This window comes from uncultured Bacteroides sp., from assembly GCF_937912035.1.
Taxonomy (GTDB): domain Bacteria; phylum Bacteroidota; class Bacteroidia; order Bacteroidales; family Bacteroidaceae; genus Phocaeicola.
In genome coordinates this window covers 40,383-63,989 of record NZ_CALDPF010000055.1, presented here as the reverse complement: position 1 = coordinate 63,989, position 23,607 = coordinate 40,383, and the positions used below count along the sequence as shown (strand labels likewise).

The following is a 23,607-nucleotide window of genomic DNA, read 5'->3' as shown; positions in this document are numbered from 1 at the left end:
CACCCAAAATATACATTGATTATGAAAACTTTCCGTAAAGACAATACATTTTCATACAAACAACTCCTCTACAAATGTGCTATTTTTATAGTCACTGTGTCAATCATCGTCTATTTCATGCCTAAGGAAGGTAAGTTCAATTATCAGTTTGAACTGAACAAGCCATGGAAATACGGACTGCTTCAGGCATCATTCGATTTTCCGATATATAAAGGAGAAGAACAGGTTAAGGCAGAACAGGACAGTATTCTAAAGTTCTATTCTCCATACTATCATCTTAATGCCGAGACTGGACAGGAAATGATAGAAAAGCTAAAAAAAGATTATGACGACAAATCGCTGATTATAAAGGAATATGCCAACTACAAAAGGCATATAGAAAGGACTTTGGAGAAAATCTACGAGACAGGAGTCATTTCTCCAAACGACATGGAGCAACTGAAGCAGGAAGGAGCCTCAACCATACAGACAATAACACAGAACACGGCTGTCAAAAGAAGTGTCAGTGAAATATACACCATAAAGGAGGCTTACGAGAAACTGATAAACGCAGATACTGTTCATTTCAACAAAATTCTGTTGCAACAATGTAATCTGAACGACTATATTGTTCCTAATCTGACATACGATTCGGAAAAATCCATGACCGCCAGACAGGAACTCCTCTCCAATATCTCATGGGCTATAGGATATGTCATGAACGGCCAGAAGATTATAGACCGCGGAGAAATTATAGACCAAAAGAAGTTTGATATACTACGTTCCATGCAAAAGGAATGGAACAACCGTAGCGAGACAGTGACAGAAAAACGCCTTACACTGTTCGGACAGATTCTTTTTGTATCAATAATGGTAGCTCTGTTCATGGTATATCTTGAGATATTCCGCTGCGATTTCTATAAAGTGAGAGGAAAACTGTATCTATTGTTCAGTATCATTGTGGTATTTCCAGTAATAGCTTTCCTCATGGTTGAACATGCATTTTTAAGTGTTTATATAGTACCATTTGCCATGATTCCAATGCTTATAAAGATATTCCTGGATTCACGTACGGCATTTATGGCACACATAGTAACTATCCTTATAACTTCCATAGCACTCAGAACCCCACACGAATTCATACTGCTGCAGACAGTGGCAGGAATGGCCGCAATATACAGTTTGAGGGAATTGTCGCAACGATCACAGTTACTAAACAGCGCTTTTATCATCACTCTGGCATACTCTCTACTCTACCTTGCCCTTGACCTGGTACACGTGAGCGAGATTGCCCAGTTGAGCACATACGTATACATGAATTTCGTCATTAACGGACTGCTACTACTGTTTACATATCCTCTGCTGTTTATCCTTGAAAAGACTTTCGGATTTACATCCAATGTTACCTTGGTAGAACTTTCGAATATCAACACAAAACTGATGAGGGAGATGTCGGAAACAGCCCCGGGAACATTCCAGCATTCATTGCAACTTGCCAACCTTACTGCAGCGGCCGCCAACCGTATAGGTGCAAACAGCCAGTTGGTGCGTACAGGAGCTATGTATCACGATATAGGCAAGATGTTGAACCCTGCGTTTTTCACCGAAAACCAGTCGGGAGTAAATCCGCACGACCAACTGAACTACAAACAGAGCGCACAGATAGTGATAAGCCATATCACCGACGGACTCAAACTTGCGGACAAGCACAACCTGCCTTCGGTCATAAAAGAGTTCATCAGCACTCACCATGGTAACGGACTTACCAAATATTTCTACATATCATATCAGAATGAGCATCCTGACGAGGAAGTAGACAAGACAGCATTCCAGTATCCTGGCCCTAATCCATTCACAAAGGAACAGGCCATACTGATGATGGCCGACTCTGTGGAAGCGGCATCAAGAAGCCTGCCGGAATATACGGAAGAGAGCATTTCTGCCTTGGTGGACAAGATTATTGACTCGCAAGTACAGGAAGGTTACTTCAAGGAATGTCCTATAACATTCAAGGATATTGCTACTGTGAAAAGCGTGTTCAAGGAAAAACTTAAGACAATGTATCACACGCGAATAAGTTATCCGGAACTAAAAAAATGATTTCCCGGACTCAGAAAATATTTATCAAAAATCTAAAGATATTTTTCAGGACTCAAGAAACTTTTGTCCAAACATCAAGAAACAGTTAGCGTGACACGGACGTGTTACGCGTGTAACACGAACGTGACGCGCCCGTTACACGAAGGTGTTACGCGCGTGACACGTTCGTGTAACGGTAATTATTCTATTACGATTTCTCCATTACGGATAGCCTCCATAATATTTGCAGGAGCACGTTCGGCCAGAAGCTCCTTTTTCATATAGTCCATATAAGGGGCTACATGCTTGAAGAATTGATAATATCCTTTACACAGATAGTTCAGTCCCGGTTCTCCCGTAGCAGTCTTCGCAAAACGGTTCTTAGGACAATCACCATTGCATACAAACAGGAACTCACACTCCTTACACTGTGTTGGTAGTGATTTTTGTTTCATCAGTCCGAATTCCTGTTGTCTTTCGCTGTACATCATCTCTACCAGTGTCTTCTGATAGATGTTACCAAGCTTATATTCAGGGAACACATAATGATCGCACGAATATACATCACCGTTGAACTCCATCACTCCGGCATGTCCGCATGTCTTAGCCATAGAACATACACCTGGTTGCTCTCCTACCCAGTTAGCCAGTGTAGAATCGAATATCTGTATGAAATATTCCCCTACATCGTTCTTCACCCACTCGTCGAAAAGTCTGCAAAGGAAGTTCCCCCATTGTTCCGGAGTCACAGAAAAGTCAGCCAGTTTATCTCCCTCCTGCATAGGCGATGCCAGATGACGACCGTCATTATGTTTGAATATTCTCTCCACGATTGGAGCGAACTGAATATAATGGCAACCTATGGACTTGAAGAAATTATAAAACTCCACCGGATAATCGGCATTATAGTCATTCACTACAGCCATGGCGTTCCATTCCACCCCATACTTGTTAAGTAGTTCTATACCTCTCATTACTTTTACAAACGAAGGAAGTCCTTGCTTATTACGTCGATACTCGTCGTGAAATTCCTGCGGTCCGTCAATAGATACTCCCACAAGCCAATTGTTTTCTTTGAAGAACTTACACCACTCATCAGTGAGCAATGTACCATTGGTCTGTATACAGTTGTCAATGGTTCTTCCACCGGCATATTGTTTCTGAAGTTCTACAGCTTTCTTATAGAAACTGAGCGGACGCATAAGCGTCTCTCCCCCATGCCATGTAAAGAGAACTTGCGGCATAGTCTGTGAGCCTATATATTCTTTGATGAAGCGCTCCAGAAGTTCGTCGCTCATTACATGTTTTGATGTATCCTTGTATAAATTTGATTTTTCAAGGTAATAGCAATAATCACAAGCCAAGTTACATACCGCTCCTACAGGTTTAGTCATCACATATAGCGGCTTGGCAAAAGGTGCAAATGTTTGTTTCATGGTGTATTTATCTTTGTTTTCTTTCGGTTACAAAGGAATAGAAATATAGGGGCATGTGCAAATAAATTATCGGGAAAAATTATCTAATTCATATACCTTCACCCAATCTATCATCATTTCTACAGGTAGTTCATCAGTATTGGCTTTTCCTACCCATGCTCCTTCTATTTGCATGTCAATCAGCAAATAATATGGTGTACCGAATGGGAATTGTCCTTGCTTATCTGTTTCTATTTTAGGGTATGTATGTGTCTGTTTACCGTTTACAGAGAATATTATTTTGTCCGGTAATATTTCCACACCGTATATATTGTAATCATCAGGATTAATTGCAGCTGTTCCGCTATGTGGAGGAATATTTTTCTCATTCAATACATAAGTGTAGTGCGTGTGTATGGTTTGATACACAAAATCATCATGATTTAATCTTTCAATAATGTCTATTTCTCCTCCATTAGGCCATTTCCCTTTTTCTGGCAACATCCAAATAGCAGGCCACGTTCCTTGTGCGGCTCCAAGTTTGGCTTTAACTTCAACCTTACCGTATCCGACAGAAAATTTACCTTTTGTAAATACTCCTCCGGTCAGAAACCTTGCAGTATCATTTGGAACTATTCCTTCATTTTCCACACCACGTAATATAAGTTTTCCCCTTTTTACCTTGTATAAAGAATTATGATCGGACATATATCTGTTCCAATCTGACTTACCCCTTGGGATTTTACTCCATAATTCTTCGTCAACACTATTTCCTCTGAAGTTCTCCTTCCAAATCAGTTTATATGAGTTCTCTCTTTCCTGACATACTACGGCCTGGAAAGAGAGAATAAAAAATACAATAGTAAACAAAATATTATTTTTCATTAGTTGTTAATTACTATTATGAGAAATTAATTTATAATTCTGTTACTTTTAAATCCTATTGCCAGAATATCCTTGGAATTATCAAATCCTTTATCATTGTAGTAAAAAATGATTGTTTCACTTTATTATTATCTCGTCAAAACAGAATTTCGAAATCTGCCCGGGACGCATAAAATGATTTTCAGGAATAAGTCCTGCAGCTTTTGCGGTAATTCTGACGTATACAGCACTTGTATTACCTTCCTCGAAAACTATATCCTCCACAAAATTTCCTTCACGGAATATATCCTGGACAGAGAATTTCCTTTCGGAATATAGTCTGAAAGATTTATTATCATCAGAGATCTCCACTTTAATGCTTTTAGGCTTGTGTACTCCCATACCATAGTTTGTTAGACATCCTATACCGATACTTTCTATTTCCTGCGCACCTTTAAGGTCAATGGTAAACACCGCATCGGAGTTGGCCCAAGTACACCACTCAAAATCAGACTGTCTCTTACTTCCTCTGACACCGTTTGTGAGCAAATATACGTCTTTATTTGCACTTTCAATAGATTTTCCTGTTGCTTTATTGAAATTAATCTGCAAAGAAAGAGTCTCACCCATCTGTTTGCCGTCCTTAAAAGACGCAACATTTACAACCGTACTCTCTTCCACAGGAAAAGCCGTTGAAACCAAATTCGATTTCGCATTCGGTGCGCTACCGTCAGTAGTATATCTTTTTTCCACATCAGTACGTTCACATTGCAATTCAACACTTACACTTCCGTCAGCAGGCACACATTTATGCTGTATATTATACATAGACTTCGCATAGCGTACCCCCTTTACATCCAAGTGAGCCAGGAAGTTATCCAATCCTTTCTGGAATTTTTCCCAGTCGTTTGTGCCTTTCTTTCTCCATGCCATATCTGCCAAGGCAGCCAGACGTGGGAAAATCATATAGGTAACATCATCAGCCGTATTACAGAACTCGGTCCACATAGAAGCTTGCACGCCCAACAATAAGTCTTCGTAGCCTTCTTTCCAGCTTTCCTGCACCGGCTCGTAGGCATATATATCTTTCATAAGATTGTTACCGAAGTAGGTTACAGGTTCGAACCATTGAGGTCCCTGATATCTGATGAGATAAAGTAGTCTTGCCGGAGTAAGTATAAACTTGTGTCCCTGTGCGGCAGCTTTCAATGCAGCATTACCGTAGCCTTGCCAACCGAAAATCACAGTTCCGTCCGGTACACGGCTGTTGGTCAACTCGTCCCATCCCATCATTTTCTTTCCGTTAGCTCTCACACAGTCACTCATTCTCTGCATGAAGTATCCTTGCAGATCCTCTACGTGGGCAATCCCTTCCTGTTTCATCCTTTTTCTACACAACGGACATGTCTGCCAATAGAACTTATTGGCCTCATCGCCACCCATGTGAATATACTCCGACGGGAACAGTTCTGCCACTTCACCAATTACGTCACCCAAAAACTCGAAAGTCTTCTCATTACCGGCGCAGTAAATTATCTCAGTGTCTCGTCCACCTAATCCCGGAAGGACATTTATTTCCTTTTTTACGTTGGGACATGCCAACTCAGGATATGATGCCAATGCCGCACACGAATGGGCCGGCACATCAATTTCTGGAATTATCTCTATCTGTCTTTCAGAAGCATATCTGATAATTTCCTTCATATCCTCCTGTGTGTAGAAACCACCAACAGTACATTTCTCGCCTTCCTGTCTGTTTCTTCTGCCGTAAAAAGGAGTGTCGCCTCTGTCAGGACGCCATGCCCCGACCTCAGTCAGACGCGGATATTTTTTTATTTCTAGTCTCCAGCCTGTGTCATCAGTCAGATGCAGATGAAGCTTATTCAGCTTCAACATAGCCATACAGTCTATCACCCTAATCAAATCCTCTTTGGGCATAAAATAGCGAGCGACATCTACCATTAGTCCTCTATAGCTGAATCTAGGTCCGTCGTTTATGTCCATAGACTGAATATACCATTCTTGTCTGGAATTTCCTTCAGAAGACTCTATTTGTGGAGGAAGTGCCATTCTCAAAGTCTGTACTGCATAGAAGAAACCATTCCTGTCTGAGGCAGAAACATCAATACCTTTGGCGTCTACCTTCAGTCTGTACGATTCTTTTGCCAAGGTACTGTCTGCTATAAAACGTATGGCTGCGTTATCATCTTCGGTAACATGTATTTTGAATCCGGAAGAAGATTCAAAAAGCGACGAAAGATATCTTGCCACTTCTTTCTTTTCATCGCCTAAAGCGTATATTGTAGTATGTGGAGTTATACAATAACCTTTATTCTCCGTTACAACCACTTCTGCCGGTGAGGGAATGATTTCCCGCTCTTCAGTCGTTCTACATCCAGTCACGACAAGGCACAATGCCATTACTACCAGTGTTGCAGGAAATATATTTTTTTTCATTATCATAAAAAAATTCTTATTGATTTTAAACATAAATGAGTCGGTGAACCTGCAACCAAGTCCGCCGACTCATTTTCTATATCTGACAATCAGCAACATTAGATGTGTACATATCAATAACCAAAGTTATTGTCTGTAATACCTGGGTTGTTATCTCTTTCCGAATCAGGAATAGGGAGTAACAAATTCTTTTTCAAGAAATCTTCAGTCAAGTTTCCTTCATTGTAAACACGATCAGTCCATTTTTGTGCTGATGATTTATAGTAAGCATCAGAAACTCTTGTTATCTCATGATTATTGTGATATTCAAGTGCTTTCTTCAGGAATTCTGTGCCACGTATTCTCATCATTTCATACATATCAGGTTCACCGAACAACTCTATGATACGTTCAAAATATAGTTTTTCACGTACCTGATCTTTGCTCAGATTTTCAGGCCAATCTGCAGGTTCAGTAGCAGGAACTACTGTCTGTGCTGAACGGCGCGCACGAGCAAGTACCTTGTTTGCAAGTTCTATTGCTTTTTCAGTCTGGTCAAGTTCATTATACACATCGGCCATTAATAAAAGCATTTCAGCATATCTATACACCATAAGATTTTTATGAGAAGCAGTACCTTGCTGATTCTGGTCGTAGAGTTTTGCATGCGCCGGCCATGCGTTCTGATTTCCGTTTTCTGCAAAAGTTTTTCTAATACCTTTCAAAGCTTGAATTTCAGCCTTTTCTCTTGGAGATGCATTTTCTGAAATTTGTAGTCCTTCCATATATTCCAAGCTTGGGTTTGCAGGATTTTCAAACTTGTCATATGGCAGTATTCCTACATAGATTTTATCTTCTACATCCTTTCCATTCTTCTGAATCTTCTCATATACAGGTTTATTCTCGGCATTTACTCCAGTCTGTACTTTATACGTAAAGTAAGGATAGTAGTAAACACTGTCGTTTGCCGATGGCTTATCGCCCACCTGAGGTTTTGGATTTGCCTGGTTATTACCGTTTCTCTTTCTGTGTATTGTAAGGAACGTTGCATTGATACGTGGATCACCCGGATACATGCTTTGGTGCATATCGTATGCAGCCTTTGTTGCTCGGTATGTACTCCAGTTCACACCTGTAGTAGAAGCAGTAGGTGAAAAACGGTTACTTGCACGGTTGAAACAGTTTGTAGAGGTAACACTGAAGTTTATCTGGAAGATAGACTCTTTAGAAGTGGAAACCCAGTCGCCGAACAAATCCGCAAAATTATTCTCCAAATCATAAATATTATTGTTATAGACCTCATCAAACTTAGTTTTAGCGTTAGTCCAGTTTTCCTGAGGATTGATGCCTGTTGCAGCCATACGGTAATATACTTTACCCATGAATGCCTTTACAGCCCATGAGTTTGCACGGCCTACGCTTGACTTTGCACTAATACCTTCTGCGTCTTTAAGATCGTCTATTACATGTCCAAGTACTTCTGCAGCAGGTGTACGTCCTATAGTAATACCTTCAGAAGTAGAGGCAGAAGTTTTAAAAGGAACATCTCCGAACAAAGATACCAGATTATAGTATGCCATAGCACGCAAGAACTTCGCTTCACCACTATACTGTTTCTTTATATCGTCAGATAATCCACTGTTATTCAGATTTTCCAGATAAGCATTAACCTCGGAAATAACCTTGTACATTGCATTCCACGTAGTTGATATAAGACCATCACTTGAGAGTGACTGCAAACTTACTATTCCATCACTACCGCTTCGTTGTGACCAACCAAATCCTGAACCACTTACAGGAATTTCCTGCCAATGTTGTCCGTAAGCCGAAGTGGTACTCATGTAAGAATAACATCCTAGCAATGCAAGTTCTGCATTACTACTGTTTGAGAACACTATTTTATTGTTCTGCGTATATAGCGGATTTTCGTCCAGACATGACGACATGCAGCATGCCGCAGAAAGTGATAATATCAGATATTTAATATTTTTCATGACTTATGTTCTTTGTAAGTTATTGTTATTATTGATTTAGAATGTTACATTCAGTCCGAATATAAACTGACGCGGAGTAGGATAAGAGTTCATATCAACTCCCGGGCGTAAGCCGTCAAAAGCAAAAGTATTCACTTCAGGATCGTATCCGCTATAGTCTGTAATGATGAATGCATTTTTAACAGACGCAAATATTGAAGTATTCTGGAATCCTATCTTTTTCATCCACGATTTAGGAAGAACATAGTTCAGAGTGATGTCCGAGCAACGTAGATAACTACCGTCTTCTACATATCTATCCATAACCATATTCTGTACTATGAAGTTAGATGATGGATAGAGGTTAGACTTGTTTTCAGGAGTCCACATACCTTCAAATGCTTTCTTAGATACTGTACCAGCTTTTGAACCAGGAGTATTGATGTAACGATTATTCACGTTTATGATGTCACGTCCATACACACCGTTGAATGCTGCAGATAAGCTAAGATTCTTCCATGACAATGAAGTCTGGAATCCGTATGTAAAGTCAGGATTAGGATTACCTATAATATTACGGTCCGAAGTATCAATACTTCCGTTACCATCGAAGTCAACAAACTTAACATCACCAGCTACAGGTTTCTGTCCCAATACATCATTATAATATCCTATAGTACCGTCAGGTTTTGTAAATCTTATACCTTGATCTGTAATATCTTCAGCTTGTACTATACCCTGGGTTGCATATCCCAGGAACAGTCCCGGTTCTTCACCCTGGAGGAAGATATGCCCTACTCCGAAATGGTCACCAAGCGAATTACCGTAGTAACCGATTCTTTCACCCAAACATCCGAATTCAGTTGGGATAAGTCCCAAGTTTACGATTTTGCTCTTATTCTTTCCAAAGTTACCAGTCAAGCTCCATTTCCAATCCTTAGTGTCAATAATTTGAGCTGTAAGTGTCAGTTCAATACCTTTATTATCCAACGATCCCTGATTATAATACGTAGATGCAAATCCGGCTGATCCAGGCAGATTTCTTGAAATAAGCAAATCATTTGTTCTCTTCACATAGAAATCAAGAGTACCGCTAAGTCTTGAACGGAACAATCCAAAATCAAAACCAGCATTCCATGAAGCAGTCTTTTCCCATGTCAGTCCGTTGTTTGGCAAATTGGTAATACTAAGTGTAGCCATTTGGTTTCCTGAACCGTCAGCATAATGGTTAGTTCCACCACCATACATAGAGAATGTAGAATAAGGATTAATACTCTGATTACCAGTTACACCATAGCTAACTCTCAGTTTCAACTGGCTCATCCAGTCTACATCTTTGAGGAACTCTTCCTGTTCCATACGCCAAGCCAATGAAGCTGAAGGGAAATAACCCCAACGGTTACCCTGTGCAAACTTGCTGGATCCGTCGGCACGAATTGATGCTGTAATCAGGTACTTGTCAAGGAATGACAGATTGATACGTCCCAAATATGACAGCAATTGATAGTCACGCTGTATTGGTTCCTGATGCTGCACATTACCTGCCATGTGAATACCGTTCTCACGCAGGTCAAACATTGTAAACTGTGAACCGATAGTATTCTGATTCAAGAACTTATACGCATCGTATGTAACACCGGCTGTAGCATCCAAAGTTGCAATATTTCCCAACTTAGTATTGTAGTTCAACACATTTTCTACAGAATAATTGCTCTTGTTCAGAGTGGATAAAGCCAGATATCCATTGTTGTTCATACCTTGATACAACTGCAGACCATACCAGCGGCTGCGGTCGTTGATATTCATGTTACCTCCCACACGCAGGTTATACTGCAATCCTTTTACAATTTTCCATGAAAGGTCCATACTCATGTTGAAAGTTTTGTCGTTTGCTACATCTTCGTAGTCGTTAAGCCAGCTGAAGATAGTAGTCTTGTTCTCTGCCTGGAACGAAGGGTCACCTTCAGGCATTTCGAACGGTGCATAGTCCAAAGCTGTACGAGAGATAGCTGTAGTTGATCCACCCAAAGTACTACCTCCTGCCATCATGTTGTTCTGTCTGAGCGAACCGCTCATTGTCATATTCAGATGAACAGTCTTAGAAAGATCCATACCCAAGTTGGCACGCAAGTCGCCTTGTTTAAGCCCGGTCTGTTTTACTGTACCGTTGATATCCTTGAAATTTGCAGATATATAATAAGTCATCTTATCACTACCACCATTTACAGACAAAGAATATGTCTGAGAGAAAGCAGAACGATAAATTTCATCCTGCCAGTTACGATACTGAATCAAATGATAAGTTTCAGGATTATTCGGATCATAATTTGCTAAAGCATCATTGAACACATATCTTACTTCATCACCAACCACATAGAAAGGATATTGTCCGTTAGAAATACGCGAATTGATATAAGCAGCATGTTCCTGCAGGTTTGTCATTTCCATAAGGCGTGTAGGTTCAGCTATAGTAAAATTAGCGCTTACGTTAACCTTTGCCTTACCCTGTTTACCCTTCTTCGTTGTAATAAGGATTACACCGTTTGCACCACGCGAACCATAAATAGCAGTTGATGAAGCGTCTTTCAGAATTGTGATATCCTCAATATCGGCAGGATTAAGTGCGGCCAACGGATCCTGGTTGATCTGGAAGTCACCGCTGATACCAGACGATGCAAATTCACCGGCCGATGCCTGAGGAACGTTATCGATTACATAGAGAGGTTGGTTGTCACCACGCAATGAACTCGCACCACGGATTGTGATAGATGACGCTGCACCTACTGCAGATGATGAAGAACTGACCACAAGTCCTGCTACTTTACCGGACAACAGATTGTCCAACGATGTAGCCTTGGATGCGTCATTAGCATCGGGACGCATAGTGGTAAGTGCACCTGTCAAGTCTCCCTTACGTGCTGTACCGTAACCTACTACTACAACCTCTTCAAGAGCCTGTGCATCTTCTTTCATTTCCACATTTATCACAGTCTTGTTGCCTACAGTAACTTCCTGAGAGGAGAAACCAATAAAAGTAAATACAAGTACAGACTTTGATCCATTCACCTTAATTGAATAATTACCATCGAAATCTGTAATAGTTCCCACTGTACTACCTTTCACTTGTACGTTAACTCCAGGCATACCTTCTTTTAATTGAGCGTCTAATACTTTACCCGTAACGATCTGCTCTTGGGCCAATGCTTCAAAAGAGAGCAAAAGCATTGAAACCATTAACAGGCAGAAATACTTTAATTGTTCTTTCATTAATACTAAATTTTAGTTAAACATTAAAATGAAAATTATACTTTAGATTTTTGTTTTTTCTACTATTAATTTCAAATCACGTTGCAAATCTAAGTTTTGCCATTTTTCTTTATGTTCACAAATAGCTATTTTCATTTCCATTTTTGGCTAAATAGCTATTTTTAGAATATTATTATACATTATTGTAATTTCTCATAGTAATAGAGTCTTATTTATAATTATATAATTGAAGTTCTTCCGATATTTTTTTATCTTTGTCATATAATGGGAAAAATATGAAAAATACATTGCAATATATACTTTCGATTATTATATTAAGTATTCTTTTTTGTGACACACTTAATGCAAGAAATAGTTATAGCTTTATCCAAATAGGATTAAAGCAGGGAATGCCTTCATACGTTAATTATGTTTTTGAAGAAAGTAACGGTGTAGTTTGGCTTGATACTTCAGACGGAATAATCAGATATGATGGCCTTGAATTAAAGAAGTATTTCATACCTTCCTTAGAATCCGAAGTGTCTAATAGAAGAATTTTTCAAATTGTAGAAGATAAGAACAAACAGCTTTGGTTTCTCTCCACAAATGGAATATTGATATATTCAAAAGAAAAAGATGATTTCATACCATATTATTTAAATGATGGGAAATCTATAGTAGCAGGTGCTGTATGCGAGATAGAAGATGGACTTCTATTTGGAGTAAATAATAAATTATATAAATACAGTTATGAAACTAAGTCTACAAAGATATTTTCTGAACTAGGAAATGAAATTGATTTCTCTATAAAAAGGATGGTATTTTGGGATAACAACACAATAGTATGTTCAAATCGTAATAATAAAGTTGTATTATATGATATAGAAAAGGATGAATTAAAGCAGAATATCTTTCTGGAAAGTAATAATTATTCTGATCTATGTATTGACAATAAAGGCTTTTTATGGATTACTGACTATAATAACGGTGTAAAAAAAATTGCCAGAGATGGTAGTCTGGTTGCACAATATACGTCTCAAAATTCCAACTTAAGCAGTGATTTAATATTATGCATGACATTGATAAATGATATGATCTGGATTGGTACAGACGGAGGCGGAGTAAATATCATTAATCCTGAGAATGGAAATATCCAAGTACTAAAACACGAATCAGGTAATATACATACATTGCCTGTAAATACAATTCTGAATATTCATGGTAGCAGAAAAGGGAATAATATATGGCTCGCCACAACTCGTGGTGGATTAATAAATGCCAGATTGAGTTATATGATTACATACTCAAGTGTGGCATTAGGTAATAACAATGGATTAAGTGAAAACACTGTCCTTACGCTCTATCAAGAGCCTGATTCTGAGTATATATGGATAGGAACAGATGGAGGAGGTATAAATAGATTGGACGAAAAGCATAATTCCATTAAGCATTATCCGACTAGTTGGGGTGATAAAATAGTATCTATCTGTAAATATTCTTCTACGGAATTATTGGTATCAATTTTTTCTAAAGGTCTTTTTTTCTTTAATAAAGAAACAGGTGAGAAGCGTCCCTTTGAATTAAGCCAAGATAAGTTAAGTAATTATATAAAATACAGCAGACTCTCAACCAATCTTTACAATGAAACAGAAAATAATATTCTCCTATTGACAAATCCTGTAGTAAGATACAATGTTTCTACAGGTATGACTGAGGAATTAATAAACTTAACATCTGAAGTTTCACTGGGAATGTTGTGTTACATTGGTAAGGATAGCTTATATTCTTATTTTCATAATACCCAAACTATTTATAAAATACCCAAGGCAGGTAAACATATTCACTCCATATTCCATTCGGACATACCATATTTTATTAATTCAGTATCAATAGATTATAATGGTGTTCTATGGATAGTGGGAACAAAAGGACTCTATACATATATCAATGGAGAATTGTCTCAAATTAAAAATTCGCTTTTTAAAGAAGCTAAATCTGTTTTATGCGATGAGAGAGGACGCGTCTGGATAGGTGCAGGACAGGAACTTTTTGCATATTATCCTTCAGACAAAAAGTTTATACTGTATGGAGAGTCTGACGGGGTACTTAAAAATGAATACTTACAAAAGCCTAAACTCTTATCTAATTCGGAACGGATTTATTTAGGAGGAGTAAACGGATTGTTAAGTATTGAATCTGAAGCCTTTAGTCTTAGACCGGACGAGATGAAAGAAGCCAATGTGGTTATTATGGAGTTATCAGTGGGTGGAATAAATATGATGAACTGTATAAAAAATGGAGAAATATCTTTACCATGGAACTCACGCAACATCAAAATTCGTTTTTTGGTTGAAGGAGATGATATTCTTCGTCCACGTCAGTTTCATTATATATTAGACAGTCATTCGGATAATGCCTTTACAAGTTATAATAGTGAATTGAATATTCCTTCGCTCGCATCTGGAACTTATCCTATAATGGTAAGCTACACAAAAAAAGATGGTGGATGGGCTAAGAATAAAAATGTATTAACTCTTATTATACTTCCCCCGTGGTATAAATCATGGTGGTTTATTATGATTATGTCAATACTGTTCTTATTCATTGTTTTAGTAATTATTGTTGCTGCATTACGGAAAAAGGACCGTCGTGTTAAATGGATGTTGAAAGAACATGAACAAAAGATCTATGAAGAAAAAGTCAGATTTCTTATTAATATAAGTCATGAGCTTAGAACACCTTTGACATTGATTTATGCACCATTGAAGAAAGTTATTGATTCTATACAACCTTCAGACCGATATTTTAGACAGTTGAACATAGCATTCCATCAGGCACAGAGAATGAAAGATCTTATCAGCATGGTTCTGGATGCCAGAAAAATGGAAATGACAATGACACATCTCGATATTCAGAGCTACGATTTGAATCAATGGATTGAGGAAGTCAGTTCAAATTTTGTAGATGGTGAAGATAAAACAGGAAGCATAGAACTTCAACTTGATAACAACATAGGCAAAATTGGTTTTGATAAAGATAAATGTATGGTTATTTTGTCCAATCTACTTATGAATGCCATTAAACATAGTCCACAGGATTCTAAAATAATTATACGAACAGAGCTTACAGAAGATGAAAAGAATGTAAGGATTTCTGTTTCCGATCAGGGTGTTGGTCTTAAAAATGTTGATACAGAGAAACTCTTTGTCCGTTTTTATCAAGGGGATAAAGAACATGAAGGAACTGGCATTGGATTATCTTATTCAAAAATTCTAGTAGAATTGCATAAAGGGAAAATAGGAGCATATAATAACCCTGACAAAGGAGCTACATTTTATTTTGAATTACCAACTGTTCAAAATATTTCCGAAGAAATACCACAAAATAATAATTACTTAAATGAGCTACTGTCATCGCAATCGTCTATAGAAATCGCGATGCCTGATAAAGACAAGATAAAAAGTATTAATCTGAAGGATTATGTGGTACTGATAGTTGATGATAATTCAACTTTAGTTAATTATTTAGCAGAAGATTTTAAGGAACAATTTAAGCGTGTATTGATAGCTTACGATGGAGAGCAAGCTTATAAAATGATATGTAAAGAATTTCCTGATATTGTTGTGAGCGATGTTATGATGCCCATAATGAATGGCTATGAGTTATGTAAGGCTGTTAAAGAGAATATTTCTGTAAGCCATATACCTTTTATTCTACTTACTGCCAGAAATGATGAAGATAGCCGTCAGTATGGCTATATGATGGGAGCCGACAGCTATTTGGAAAAACCTTTTGAAATTGAAGAATTACTGGCTAAAGTAGTAAACAAACTATATAATAGAATTCAAACAAAACGACATTACCAACAGATTGGTAATTTACCAGTATCTGTAGATAGTGATTTGACTAGAAAAGATACACTTTTTATGGATAAACTTAATCAAACAATAATAGAAAATCTTGATAACACAGAACTTGATATTCCTTATATATGTAACCAAATAGGAATGAGTCGTGCATCTTTGTATAATAAATTAAAAGCTATAACAGATATGGGAGCAAATGATTATATAAATAAGATAAGGATTGAGCAAGCAATGAAATTAATAAGAGAAAGTGATCTGAATTTTAATGAAATCTCTGATAAAGTAGGTTTTGCATCGGCACGATATTTTAGTACATCCTTTAAACAATATACCGGAGTTACTCCTACACAATATAAAAAGCATTATATCAATGAAAATTTACAGTAATATAACTTAGAAACATGTGTATTTTTGTAGAATTTTGTTTTCTAATGTTTTTTTTATTCAGTTTGTTTTATATTAATGGTATTATTATTGGATTAGTTTTATATATTTGCAGAGTAGAATTAAACAACAGCAAATAATAACCTTAAATTTTTTTTATTGATTATACATCTTTTTTATCCGATATTTGCTAATACTTCTCTTTTGGAAATCCCAAAACTATATATAAATATGAACTGTAATTTTTTTTTCAGGACAATAGCATTATGTCCTATCTTTTCTCTTTGTTCTTGTACAACAAATGAAGAATATTACACAAAACATCTGGAATTTCCAGAGGGTATAACAATTGAGCAGAAAGTTGATATGGCATCTCGTCTAGTTCCTACACCACAACAGTTAGAGTGGCAAAAAATGGAGTTGACGGCTTTTCTGCATTTTGGTATAAATACTTTCACCGGACGTGAATGGGGTGACGGAAATGAAGATCCTGCCTTATTTAATCCTACAGAACTTGACGCAGAACAATGGGTCCGTACTCTTAAAGATGCCGGCTTCAAAATGGTTATCATCACAGCAAAACATCATGATGGTTTTTGTCTTTGGCCTACAAAAACTACTAAACACTCTGTAGAGTCCTCTCCATGGAAAGGAGGTAAAGGAGATGTAGTAAAAGAACTACGTAATGCCTGTGATAAATACGGCATGAGATTCGGAGTTTATCTTTCTCCATGGGATAGAAATGCTGAATGTTATGGGGATTCTCCTGCGTATAACAAATTTTTCATTGAGCAGCTTACTGAACTATTAACCAACTATGGTGAAGTACATGAAGTATGGTTTGATGGAGCCAACGGAGAAGGTCCTAACGGTAAGAAACAGATATATGACTGGGATGCTTTTTATTCTACAATACGTACTCTTCAGCCAAAAGCTGTTACAGCTATTATGGGTGATGATGTACGTTGGGTTGGTAATGAAAAGGGTATTGGTCGTGAAACTGAATGGAGTGCAACAGTGATTACTCCTGGAGTGTATGCGCGTGCGGCAGAAAACAATAAAACTTTAGGCATCAATAATATGTCAAAAGATCTAGGTGGAAGAGAAATTCTTGCTAAAGCAAAGGAAATGTTCTGGTATCCGTCAGAAGTTGATGTATCTATCCGTCCGGGATGGTTCTATCATGAGGATCAAGACAATAAAGTAAAATCTCTCAAACACCTTACCGACATCTATTTCCAGTCTGTTGGGTATAATTCAGTATTACTTCTAAATATACCTCCTGATACAAAGGGACTAATCAATGAAGCCGATGTAAACAGACTAAAAGAATTCAAGACCTATCTTGATGAGACCTTTGCAGATAATAAAGTTACCGACGGTAATAAACTTTGGGCAGCAGCTCAAGGAGAGCAAAAGGAATATACACTTAAAGCAAATTCTGAAATCAACGTAATAATGCTTCAGGAAGATATATCAAAAGGTCAAAGAGTAGAAGCTGTTGATGTAGAAGCATTAACTGACGGACAGTGGAAAACTGTAGCACAGGGAACGACTGTTGGATATAAAAGAATATTCAGATTCCCGACTACAAAGGCTGAAAAAATACGTATTACTCTTACTGCTTCAAGGAACAAGGCTAATATATGTAATGTAGCCGCATACTACGCAAGACCACTTACTGATGATGCTGTTAATCAGAAATGGAACAACCTATCACGTGATGGCTGGAAGATAATTTCAAATTCTCCACTGGTAATTGATCTTGGACAAAAGGTTTCACTTTCTGCATTTACATATGCTCCTGCCAAAGCCGAAGCAAAGCCTGATATGGCATTCAAGTATTCGTTTGCTGTAAGTACGGATGGGAAGAACTGGAAAACAATTAAGAAAGACAGTGAATTCAGTAACATAATGAACAATCCAATTCCTCAAACTATATCTATCGATGAAGCCAGCAATATTAGGTTTATACGTTTGGATGCAGTTTCAGTAAATGGAAATCCAGCCAAAGTTGATATTAACGAAATCGGTGTTAATATCCAAAAGTAAAATTTAATACAATACGAAATTTATAATTTTAAATTTAATATCATGAATATAATATATAATAGACTGTCGGTTTATATTGCAGGTACAGCAGCCATTATATCGGCAACTTCATGTTCCGAAGAGAAAAAAGAAAAGGAACAGCAGTATAATATAGTATATATAATGACTGACGACCACACATCACAGATGATGAGTTGTTATGACAATCGTTATGTCGAGACTCCTAACCTTGATCGCATAGCGGCAGAGGGTGTGAAGTTTACCAATAGTTTTGTAGCCAATTCGCTCAGTGGGCCAAGCCGTGCATGCATGTTTACAGGAAAACATAGTCATGCAAACGGATTTTATGATAATACAACTTGTATTTTCGACGGTACACAGCAGACTATGCCAAAACTGCTTCAAAAAGCAGGTTATCAGACAGCTATCATCGGTAAATGGCACCTTGAGAGTCTGCCTACAGGTTTTGACTATTGGGAAATACTCCCAGGACAAGGTGACTACTACAATCCTCGCTTCATCGAAATGAACAACGATACTATTACTGAGAAAGGATATCTGACCAATATTATTACTGAAAAGAGTATTAACTGGTTAGAGAATCAAAGAGACAAGAATAAACCTTTCTGTCTGTTTGTACATCACAAAGCCTGTCACCGTAACTGGTTGCCTGAATTGAAATATCTGTCTCTATATGAAGACAAAACTTTTGAGATGCCTGATAATTTCTATGACGATTATGAAGGTAGAGAAGCTGCAAAAACTCAGGAAATGGGCATTCTTAAGGATATGGATATTATGTATGACACAAAGATGTACAGAGCCGATAAGAACAGCCGTCTTAAGTCAACATACGAGGCAATGATTAACAGACTTGATCCTGAAGATCGTAAAGTTTATGAAGACTTCTACCAACCTATCATAGATGAATTTTACAAGAAAAATCCTAAAGGTAAAGAACTGGCAGAATGGAAATACCAGAGATATATGCGTGATTATGCCAAAGTCCTGAAATCATTTGACGACAATGTAGGCCAATTGCTTGATTATTTGGAACAAAAAGGATTGATGAAGAACACTCTTATAGTTTATACTTCAGACCAAGGTTTCTATATGGGAGAGCATGGTTGGTTCGATAAACGTTTCATGTACGAAGAATCTATGCGTACACCACTTGTAATGCGTATTCCTGATGATTTCAAGACTAAAGCTAAAGGTGAAATTCCTCAAATGGTACAGAATATTGATCATGCGGCAACATTCCTAGATTTAGCTGGTGCTGAGATACCTGAAGATATACAAGGAGTATCAGTACTTCCTTTACTGAAAGGTGAGAAACCAGCTGATTGGCGTAAGTCGCTTTACTATCATTTCTATGAATATCCTGCAGAACATATGGTAAAACGTCATTATGGTGTTCGCACAGAAAGATATAAGCTTATTCATTTCTATAATGATATTGATTCTTGGGAACTTTATGACTTGCAGGAAGATCCAAAAGAAATGAACAATCTTTACGGTAAAGAAGGTTATGAACAGATAACTGAAGACATGATGAAGGAACTTAGAAAACTTCAGGCACAGTACAAAGACCCTATTGAAGAAAAACTTAAAGAGAAATTATAATGTGTATAACCAAGAAGTGACATTGTCATCCAATTGACTTTGCCACTTCTTTTAAACCCTATTATAACCATGAGAAATCGTTTATTATTTATTCTTGCAACGTTAGTATTTACCTTTACGTTCGCGGAACTTAATGCACAAAAACGTTTCGACAGTAAGAAACTGTATTCAGTGAGTTCCGTTAAGTATAAAGGTAAAGTATGGACTTATTCTGGAGTCGCTCCCCAAATCAGACTTTCTGCAGCCAATGAAGCTGATAAGTCTCAACTTTGGTCAATAGCCGACTTATCTGGTAGTTACAGGTTGGTTAACCCTTTCGATAATTTGGCGATACAAGCAGGTGATAATGGTTTCGTACAGGCTGTCGAAACTAATGGATCTGACGAAATGCAACTTTGGCTCATTAAGCCGGAAGGCAAATATGTACACCTGATTCCATCGAACAAAGCCCAATGGATGGCTGTCTGTAAGGAAGATGGAAGTGTAGTTCTAATGGATATCAATAAGGCAAAAAATGATGAAGCTGCACTTTTCATAATTACAGAGACGAATGTAGCTGCACCAGCATCATCCCAAACCGCTGTACGTGAGAAAGTGTATTGGGAAGACGAAACCATGTTTGCAGAGAATAAGGAAATAGGTCATGCCACTTATACTCCATACGTAAGTGAGAAAGAAATGATGGCAGACAGAGAGTTTTACGCAACGCCATGGGTTTACACAAAAAGTAAATCTGTAGAACTCCTTAATGGTAACTGGTACTTCAATTTCGTATCACAGCCCTCTGAACGTCCTGTAGATTTTTATAAAGAGGATTATGACGTAAGAAGCTGGACTACCATTCCTGTACCGTCAAATTGGGAGATGCACGGATATGACAGGCCTATATATTGTAATGTAGAATATCCTCATTCTAATACTCCTCCTTATATTGATGCTCGCAAAGGATTCAATGATGGAGGCAAAAACTATGGTATAAACCCAGTTGGTTCGTACGTAAAATATTTCGATTTACCTGATAATTGGAAGGATAAACGTACATTTATCCAGTTCGGAGGTATTTACAGTGCAGCATTCGTTTATTTGAACGGTGAGTATGTTGGATACACTCAGGGAGCCAATAATGTAGCTGAATTTGATATCACAAAACTTGTGAGAGAGAAAGATAACAAACTTGCCGTGCAGGTATTCCGTTGGAGTGACGGTTCATATCTGGAATGTCAGGATATGTTCCGTATGAGTGGTATATTCAGAGATGTATTCATTTATTCCACTCCACTAGTAAGTGTAAGAGATCATTATATAACCTCCGAACTTACTCCTGAATCAGGATATAAAGACGGAAAAATGAATGTGGAACTTACTCTTGATAATCGTGACGGAATAGCAGGCCAAAAGGATATAGTAGTAAAACTATCGGATCCTTTCGGAAAGACTATAGCCGAAGAGACTCTTTCTGTAAGTTTTACAAATAAGAAACGTACTGATAAGCTGAATGTTAGTTTCAATCTGAAGAACCTGCTACCTTGGACAGCCGAAACACCTGATCTTTATACCGTATCTGTAATACAGCGTAATGGCGGTAAAGACGAAATGGCATTTTCTACCAAATACGGATTCCGTGATATAGAAATACGTGGCTCCCTTGTTTATATCAATGGAAAACGCGTTTTCTTCAAGGGGGTGAACAGACATGACACTCATCCTTTGTACGGACGTGCGGTTACTACAGAATCTATGCTTGAGGACGTGCTGCTGATGAAGAGAAACAATATCAATACTATTCGTACATCGCATTATCCTAATGCTGCAAAGATGTATGCCATGTTTGATTATTACGGACTTTATACTATGGATGAAGCTGATCTTGAAGACCATGCAAACCAGTCTATAAGCGATATGCCTTCGTGGATTCCTGCTTTCGTCGACCGTATTGACCGTATGGTATTACGTGATCGTAATCATCCAAGTGTAATTTTCTGGAGTCTAGGCAATGAGTGTGGAGGCGGTAATAACTTCCAGGCATGCTATGACGCTGCAAAACGTCTTGACCCACGTCCTGTACATCATGAAAGTACTCGTGACGGAAAAGAATATGGCGGTAACAGATTCAGCGACCTTTATTCGAAAATGTATCCTGGTATGGATTGGATGGACAAGTATGTCAATTCTTTCGATAAACCTATGTTCATCTGCGAATATGCTCATGCCATGGGTAATGCTATAGGTAATCTGAAGGAATACTGGGAAAGTATTGAAAGCAGCAATTCCACTATCGGTGGTGCTATTTGGGATTGGGTAGATCAAGCAATATATGAGCCTAAAGACATATTGAACGGAACTTATGAAGGAAGACTCCACACAGGTTATGACTTCCCTGGCCCTCATCAAGGTAACTTCTGTTCTAACGGTATAGTTCCTGCCACCAGACATGAGTCACCGAAGCTGAAAGAGGTTAAGGCTGTATATCAGTATGTGAAGTTTGGTATGAGCGAAAAGAATGTAAAGAAGAACACTGTATCTGTCAATATAAACAATACATATGATTTCATTACACTGAACGGTTACGAACTTTTATGGGAAACTGTAGAGAACGGAAACATAGTAGGAAAAGATAGTATGCTTCTGCCTGCCATTGCTCCTGACATGTCGCAGGATTTCGCATTGAAGCTTTCGGGAACAAACTTGAGGAATGCAGAAAAAAATGGATGTGAAGTTATGCTAAATCTTTATGTGCGAAATACTAAACAAACAGAATGGTCGGCTACAGGACATGTAGTTGCACAGAAACAATTCGAACTTTCATCAAGAAGTGTGCTTCCTACTCTTAAATCAAACAGCAAAGTTGGAAAACTGAATATTGAAAAGAATGAGAAAGAAATAACAGTTGGTAATGCTTTTGTCTTTGCTGCTTTTGAAACTGCTACAGGACGTATGACAGAATTACGCATAAATGGTCTTGACGTGATATATGGAAAACAAGGATTCCTGTACGACAATCATCGTTTCATCGAGAATGATCGCCGACCTACAGACACCTCAAATGGTCTTGAGCCGACAGGTACCTGCAAGATTACTGAAGAAGCAGATGGAAGAGTTGTTGTAACCACATTACGTGGTGGAACTCTTTGCGAGTCTGAAATAGTATATACATTCCTGCCAAACGGTATTGTTGATATGGATGTCAAGCTCACTCCTAAGACTAAGGAACTTTATCGCGCGGGACTGGTATGTGCCGTAAACGCTGGACTTGAGAATGTAGATTATTATGCATACGGACCTTGGGAAAACTACATTGACCGCAAAGACGGATGTATGATAGGACGTTATTCTACTACAGTAGACGATATGGTAGAGCAGTATGTCAAGCCTCAGAGTATGGGTAATCGTGAATCATTACGTGAACTTAAACTGACCGGAAAAGACGGATGCGGAATACGTATAGAGACTGAAGGTGCCGTAGCATTCTCAGCATTGAGATATACTGATGCTGATCTGATGAATGCCAATCATACTTGGGAATTGCAGAAGCGTCCTTACATAGTGCTTCATCTTGATGCACAGATGAGAGGACTTGGAAACGGAAGTTGTGGTCCTGTAACTCTGGAAAGTTATAAGATTGCTCCTATGCCATTCAAATACAAATTGAGAATATCATATACAGACTAGTAAAATCAGAACTTTAAC

At 38.0% G+C, this 23,607-nt stretch carries 10 protein-coding genes; 5 read left to right on the top strand and 5 right to left on the bottom strand.

Going from position 1 to position 23,607, the window contains the following annotated elements; all coding sequences use genetic code 11:
• Positions 1–21: 21 nt before the first annotated feature.
• On the top strand, positions 22–2,079 hold the full coding sequence (locus tag Q0486_RS15210) for an HDIG domain-containing metalloprotein (RefSeq protein WP_299235264.1): 2,058 nt from the start codon (positions 22–24) through the stop codon (positions 2,077–2,079).
• A gap of 179 nt (positions 2,080–2,258) precedes the next feature.
• Here the strand turns inward: Q0486_RS15210 and Q0486_RS15205 are convergent, their stop codons facing one another.
• From Q0486_RS15205 to Q0486_RS15185, 5 genes are all read right to left on the bottom strand, one after another.
• Positions 2,259–3,494: an anaerobic sulfatase-maturation protein gene (locus Q0486_RS15205; RefSeq protein WP_299235261.1), complete on the bottom strand. Its 1,236-nt coding sequence runs from the start codon at positions 3,492–3,494 to the stop codon at positions 2,259–2,261.
• A gap of 66 nt (positions 3,495–3,560) precedes the next feature.
• Complete coding sequence (locus Q0486_RS15200) at positions 3,561–4,358, bottom strand: glycoside hydrolase family 16 protein (RefSeq protein WP_299235258.1); 798 nt, start codon at positions 4,356–4,358, stop codon at positions 3,561–3,563.
• Between the two features lie 117 nt (positions 4,359–4,475).
• Positions 4,476–6,800 (bottom strand): family 20 glycosylhydrolase, encoded by a 2,325-nt coding sequence (locus Q0486_RS15195; RefSeq protein WP_299235255.1) that lies wholly within the window; start codon positions 6,798–6,800, stop codon positions 4,476–4,478.
• 107 nt (positions 6,801–6,907) lie between these two features.
• Positions 6,908–8,767 (bottom strand): RagB/SusD family nutrient uptake outer membrane protein, encoded by a 1,860-nt coding sequence (locus Q0486_RS15190; protein ID WP_299235252.1) that lies wholly within the window; start codon positions 8,765–8,767, stop codon positions 6,908–6,910.
• A gap of 36 nt (positions 8,768–8,803) precedes the next feature.
• A complete protein-coding gene (locus tag Q0486_RS15185) occupies positions 8,804–12,013 on the bottom strand; it encodes a TonB-dependent receptor (protein ID WP_299235249.1) in 3,210 nt (1,069 codons plus the stop codon).
• 275 nt (positions 12,014–12,288) lie between these two features.
• Here Q0486_RS15185 and Q0486_RS15180 point away from each other — a divergent pair, with 275 nt between their 5' ends.
• From Q0486_RS15180 to Q0486_RS15165, 4 genes are all read left to right on the top strand, one after another.
• The gene (locus Q0486_RS15180; protein WP_299235246.1) at positions 12,289–16,245 is read left to right on the top strand and encodes a response regulator; all 3,957 of its coding nucleotides are present in this window, start codon (positions 12,289–12,291) and stop codon (positions 16,243–16,245) included.
• 228 nt (positions 16,246–16,473) lie between these two features.
• Positions 16,474–18,294: an alpha-L-fucosidase gene (locus Q0486_RS15175; RefSeq protein ID WP_299235243.1), complete on the top strand. Its 1,821-nt coding sequence runs from the start codon at positions 16,474–16,476 to the stop codon at positions 18,292–18,294.
• Between the two features lie 42 nt (positions 18,295–18,336).
• Positions 18,337–19,920, top strand: a complete 1,584-nt coding sequence (locus Q0486_RS15170) for a sulfatase (protein WP_299235240.1) — start codon at positions 18,337–18,339, stop codon at positions 19,918–19,920.
• A gap of 69 nt (positions 19,921–19,989) precedes the next feature.
• Entirely contained in the window at positions 19,990–23,589 is a 3,600-nt protein-coding gene (locus Q0486_RS15165; protein WP_299235237.1) for a glycoside hydrolase family 2 TIM barrel-domain containing protein, read from the top strand.
• The last annotated feature ends 18 nt before the right edge of the window (positions 23,590–23,607 follow it).

Coding starts and splice junctions, on each gene's coding strand:
- Q0486_RS15210 (WP_299235264.1), top strand. CDS start 22: ATGAAAACTTTCCGTAAAGACAATACATTTTCATACAAACAACTCCTC.
- Q0486_RS15165 (WP_299235237.1), top strand. CDS start 19,990: ATGAGAAATCGTTTATTATTTATTCTTGCAACGTTAGTATTTACCTTT.
- Q0486_RS15185 (WP_299235249.1), bottom strand. CDS start 12,013: ATGAAAGAACAATTAAAGTATTTCTGCCTGTTAATGGTTTCAATGCTT.
- Q0486_RS15180 (WP_299235246.1), top strand. CDS start 12,289: ATGAAAAATACATTGCAATATATACTTTCGATTATTATATTAAGTATT.
- Q0486_RS15175 (WP_299235243.1), top strand. CDS start 16,474: ATGAACTGTAATTTTTTTTTCAGGACAATAGCATTATGTCCTATCTTT.
- Q0486_RS15205 (WP_299235261.1), bottom strand. CDS start 3,494: ATGAAACAAACATTTGCACCTTTTGCCAAGCCGCTATATGTGATGACT.
- Q0486_RS15190 (WP_299235252.1), bottom strand. CDS start 8,767: ATGAAAAATATTAAATATCTGATATTATCACTTTCTGCGGCATGCTGC.
- Q0486_RS15170 (WP_299235240.1), top strand. CDS start 18,337: ATGAATATAATATATAATAGACTGTCGGTTTATATTGCAGGTACAGCA.
- Q0486_RS15195 (WP_299235255.1), bottom strand. CDS start 6,800: ATGATAATGAAAAAAAATATATTTCCTGCAACACTGGTAGTAATGGCA.
- Q0486_RS15200 (WP_299235258.1), bottom strand. CDS start 4,358: ATGAAAAATAATATTTTGTTTACTATTGTATTTTTTATTCTCTCTTTC.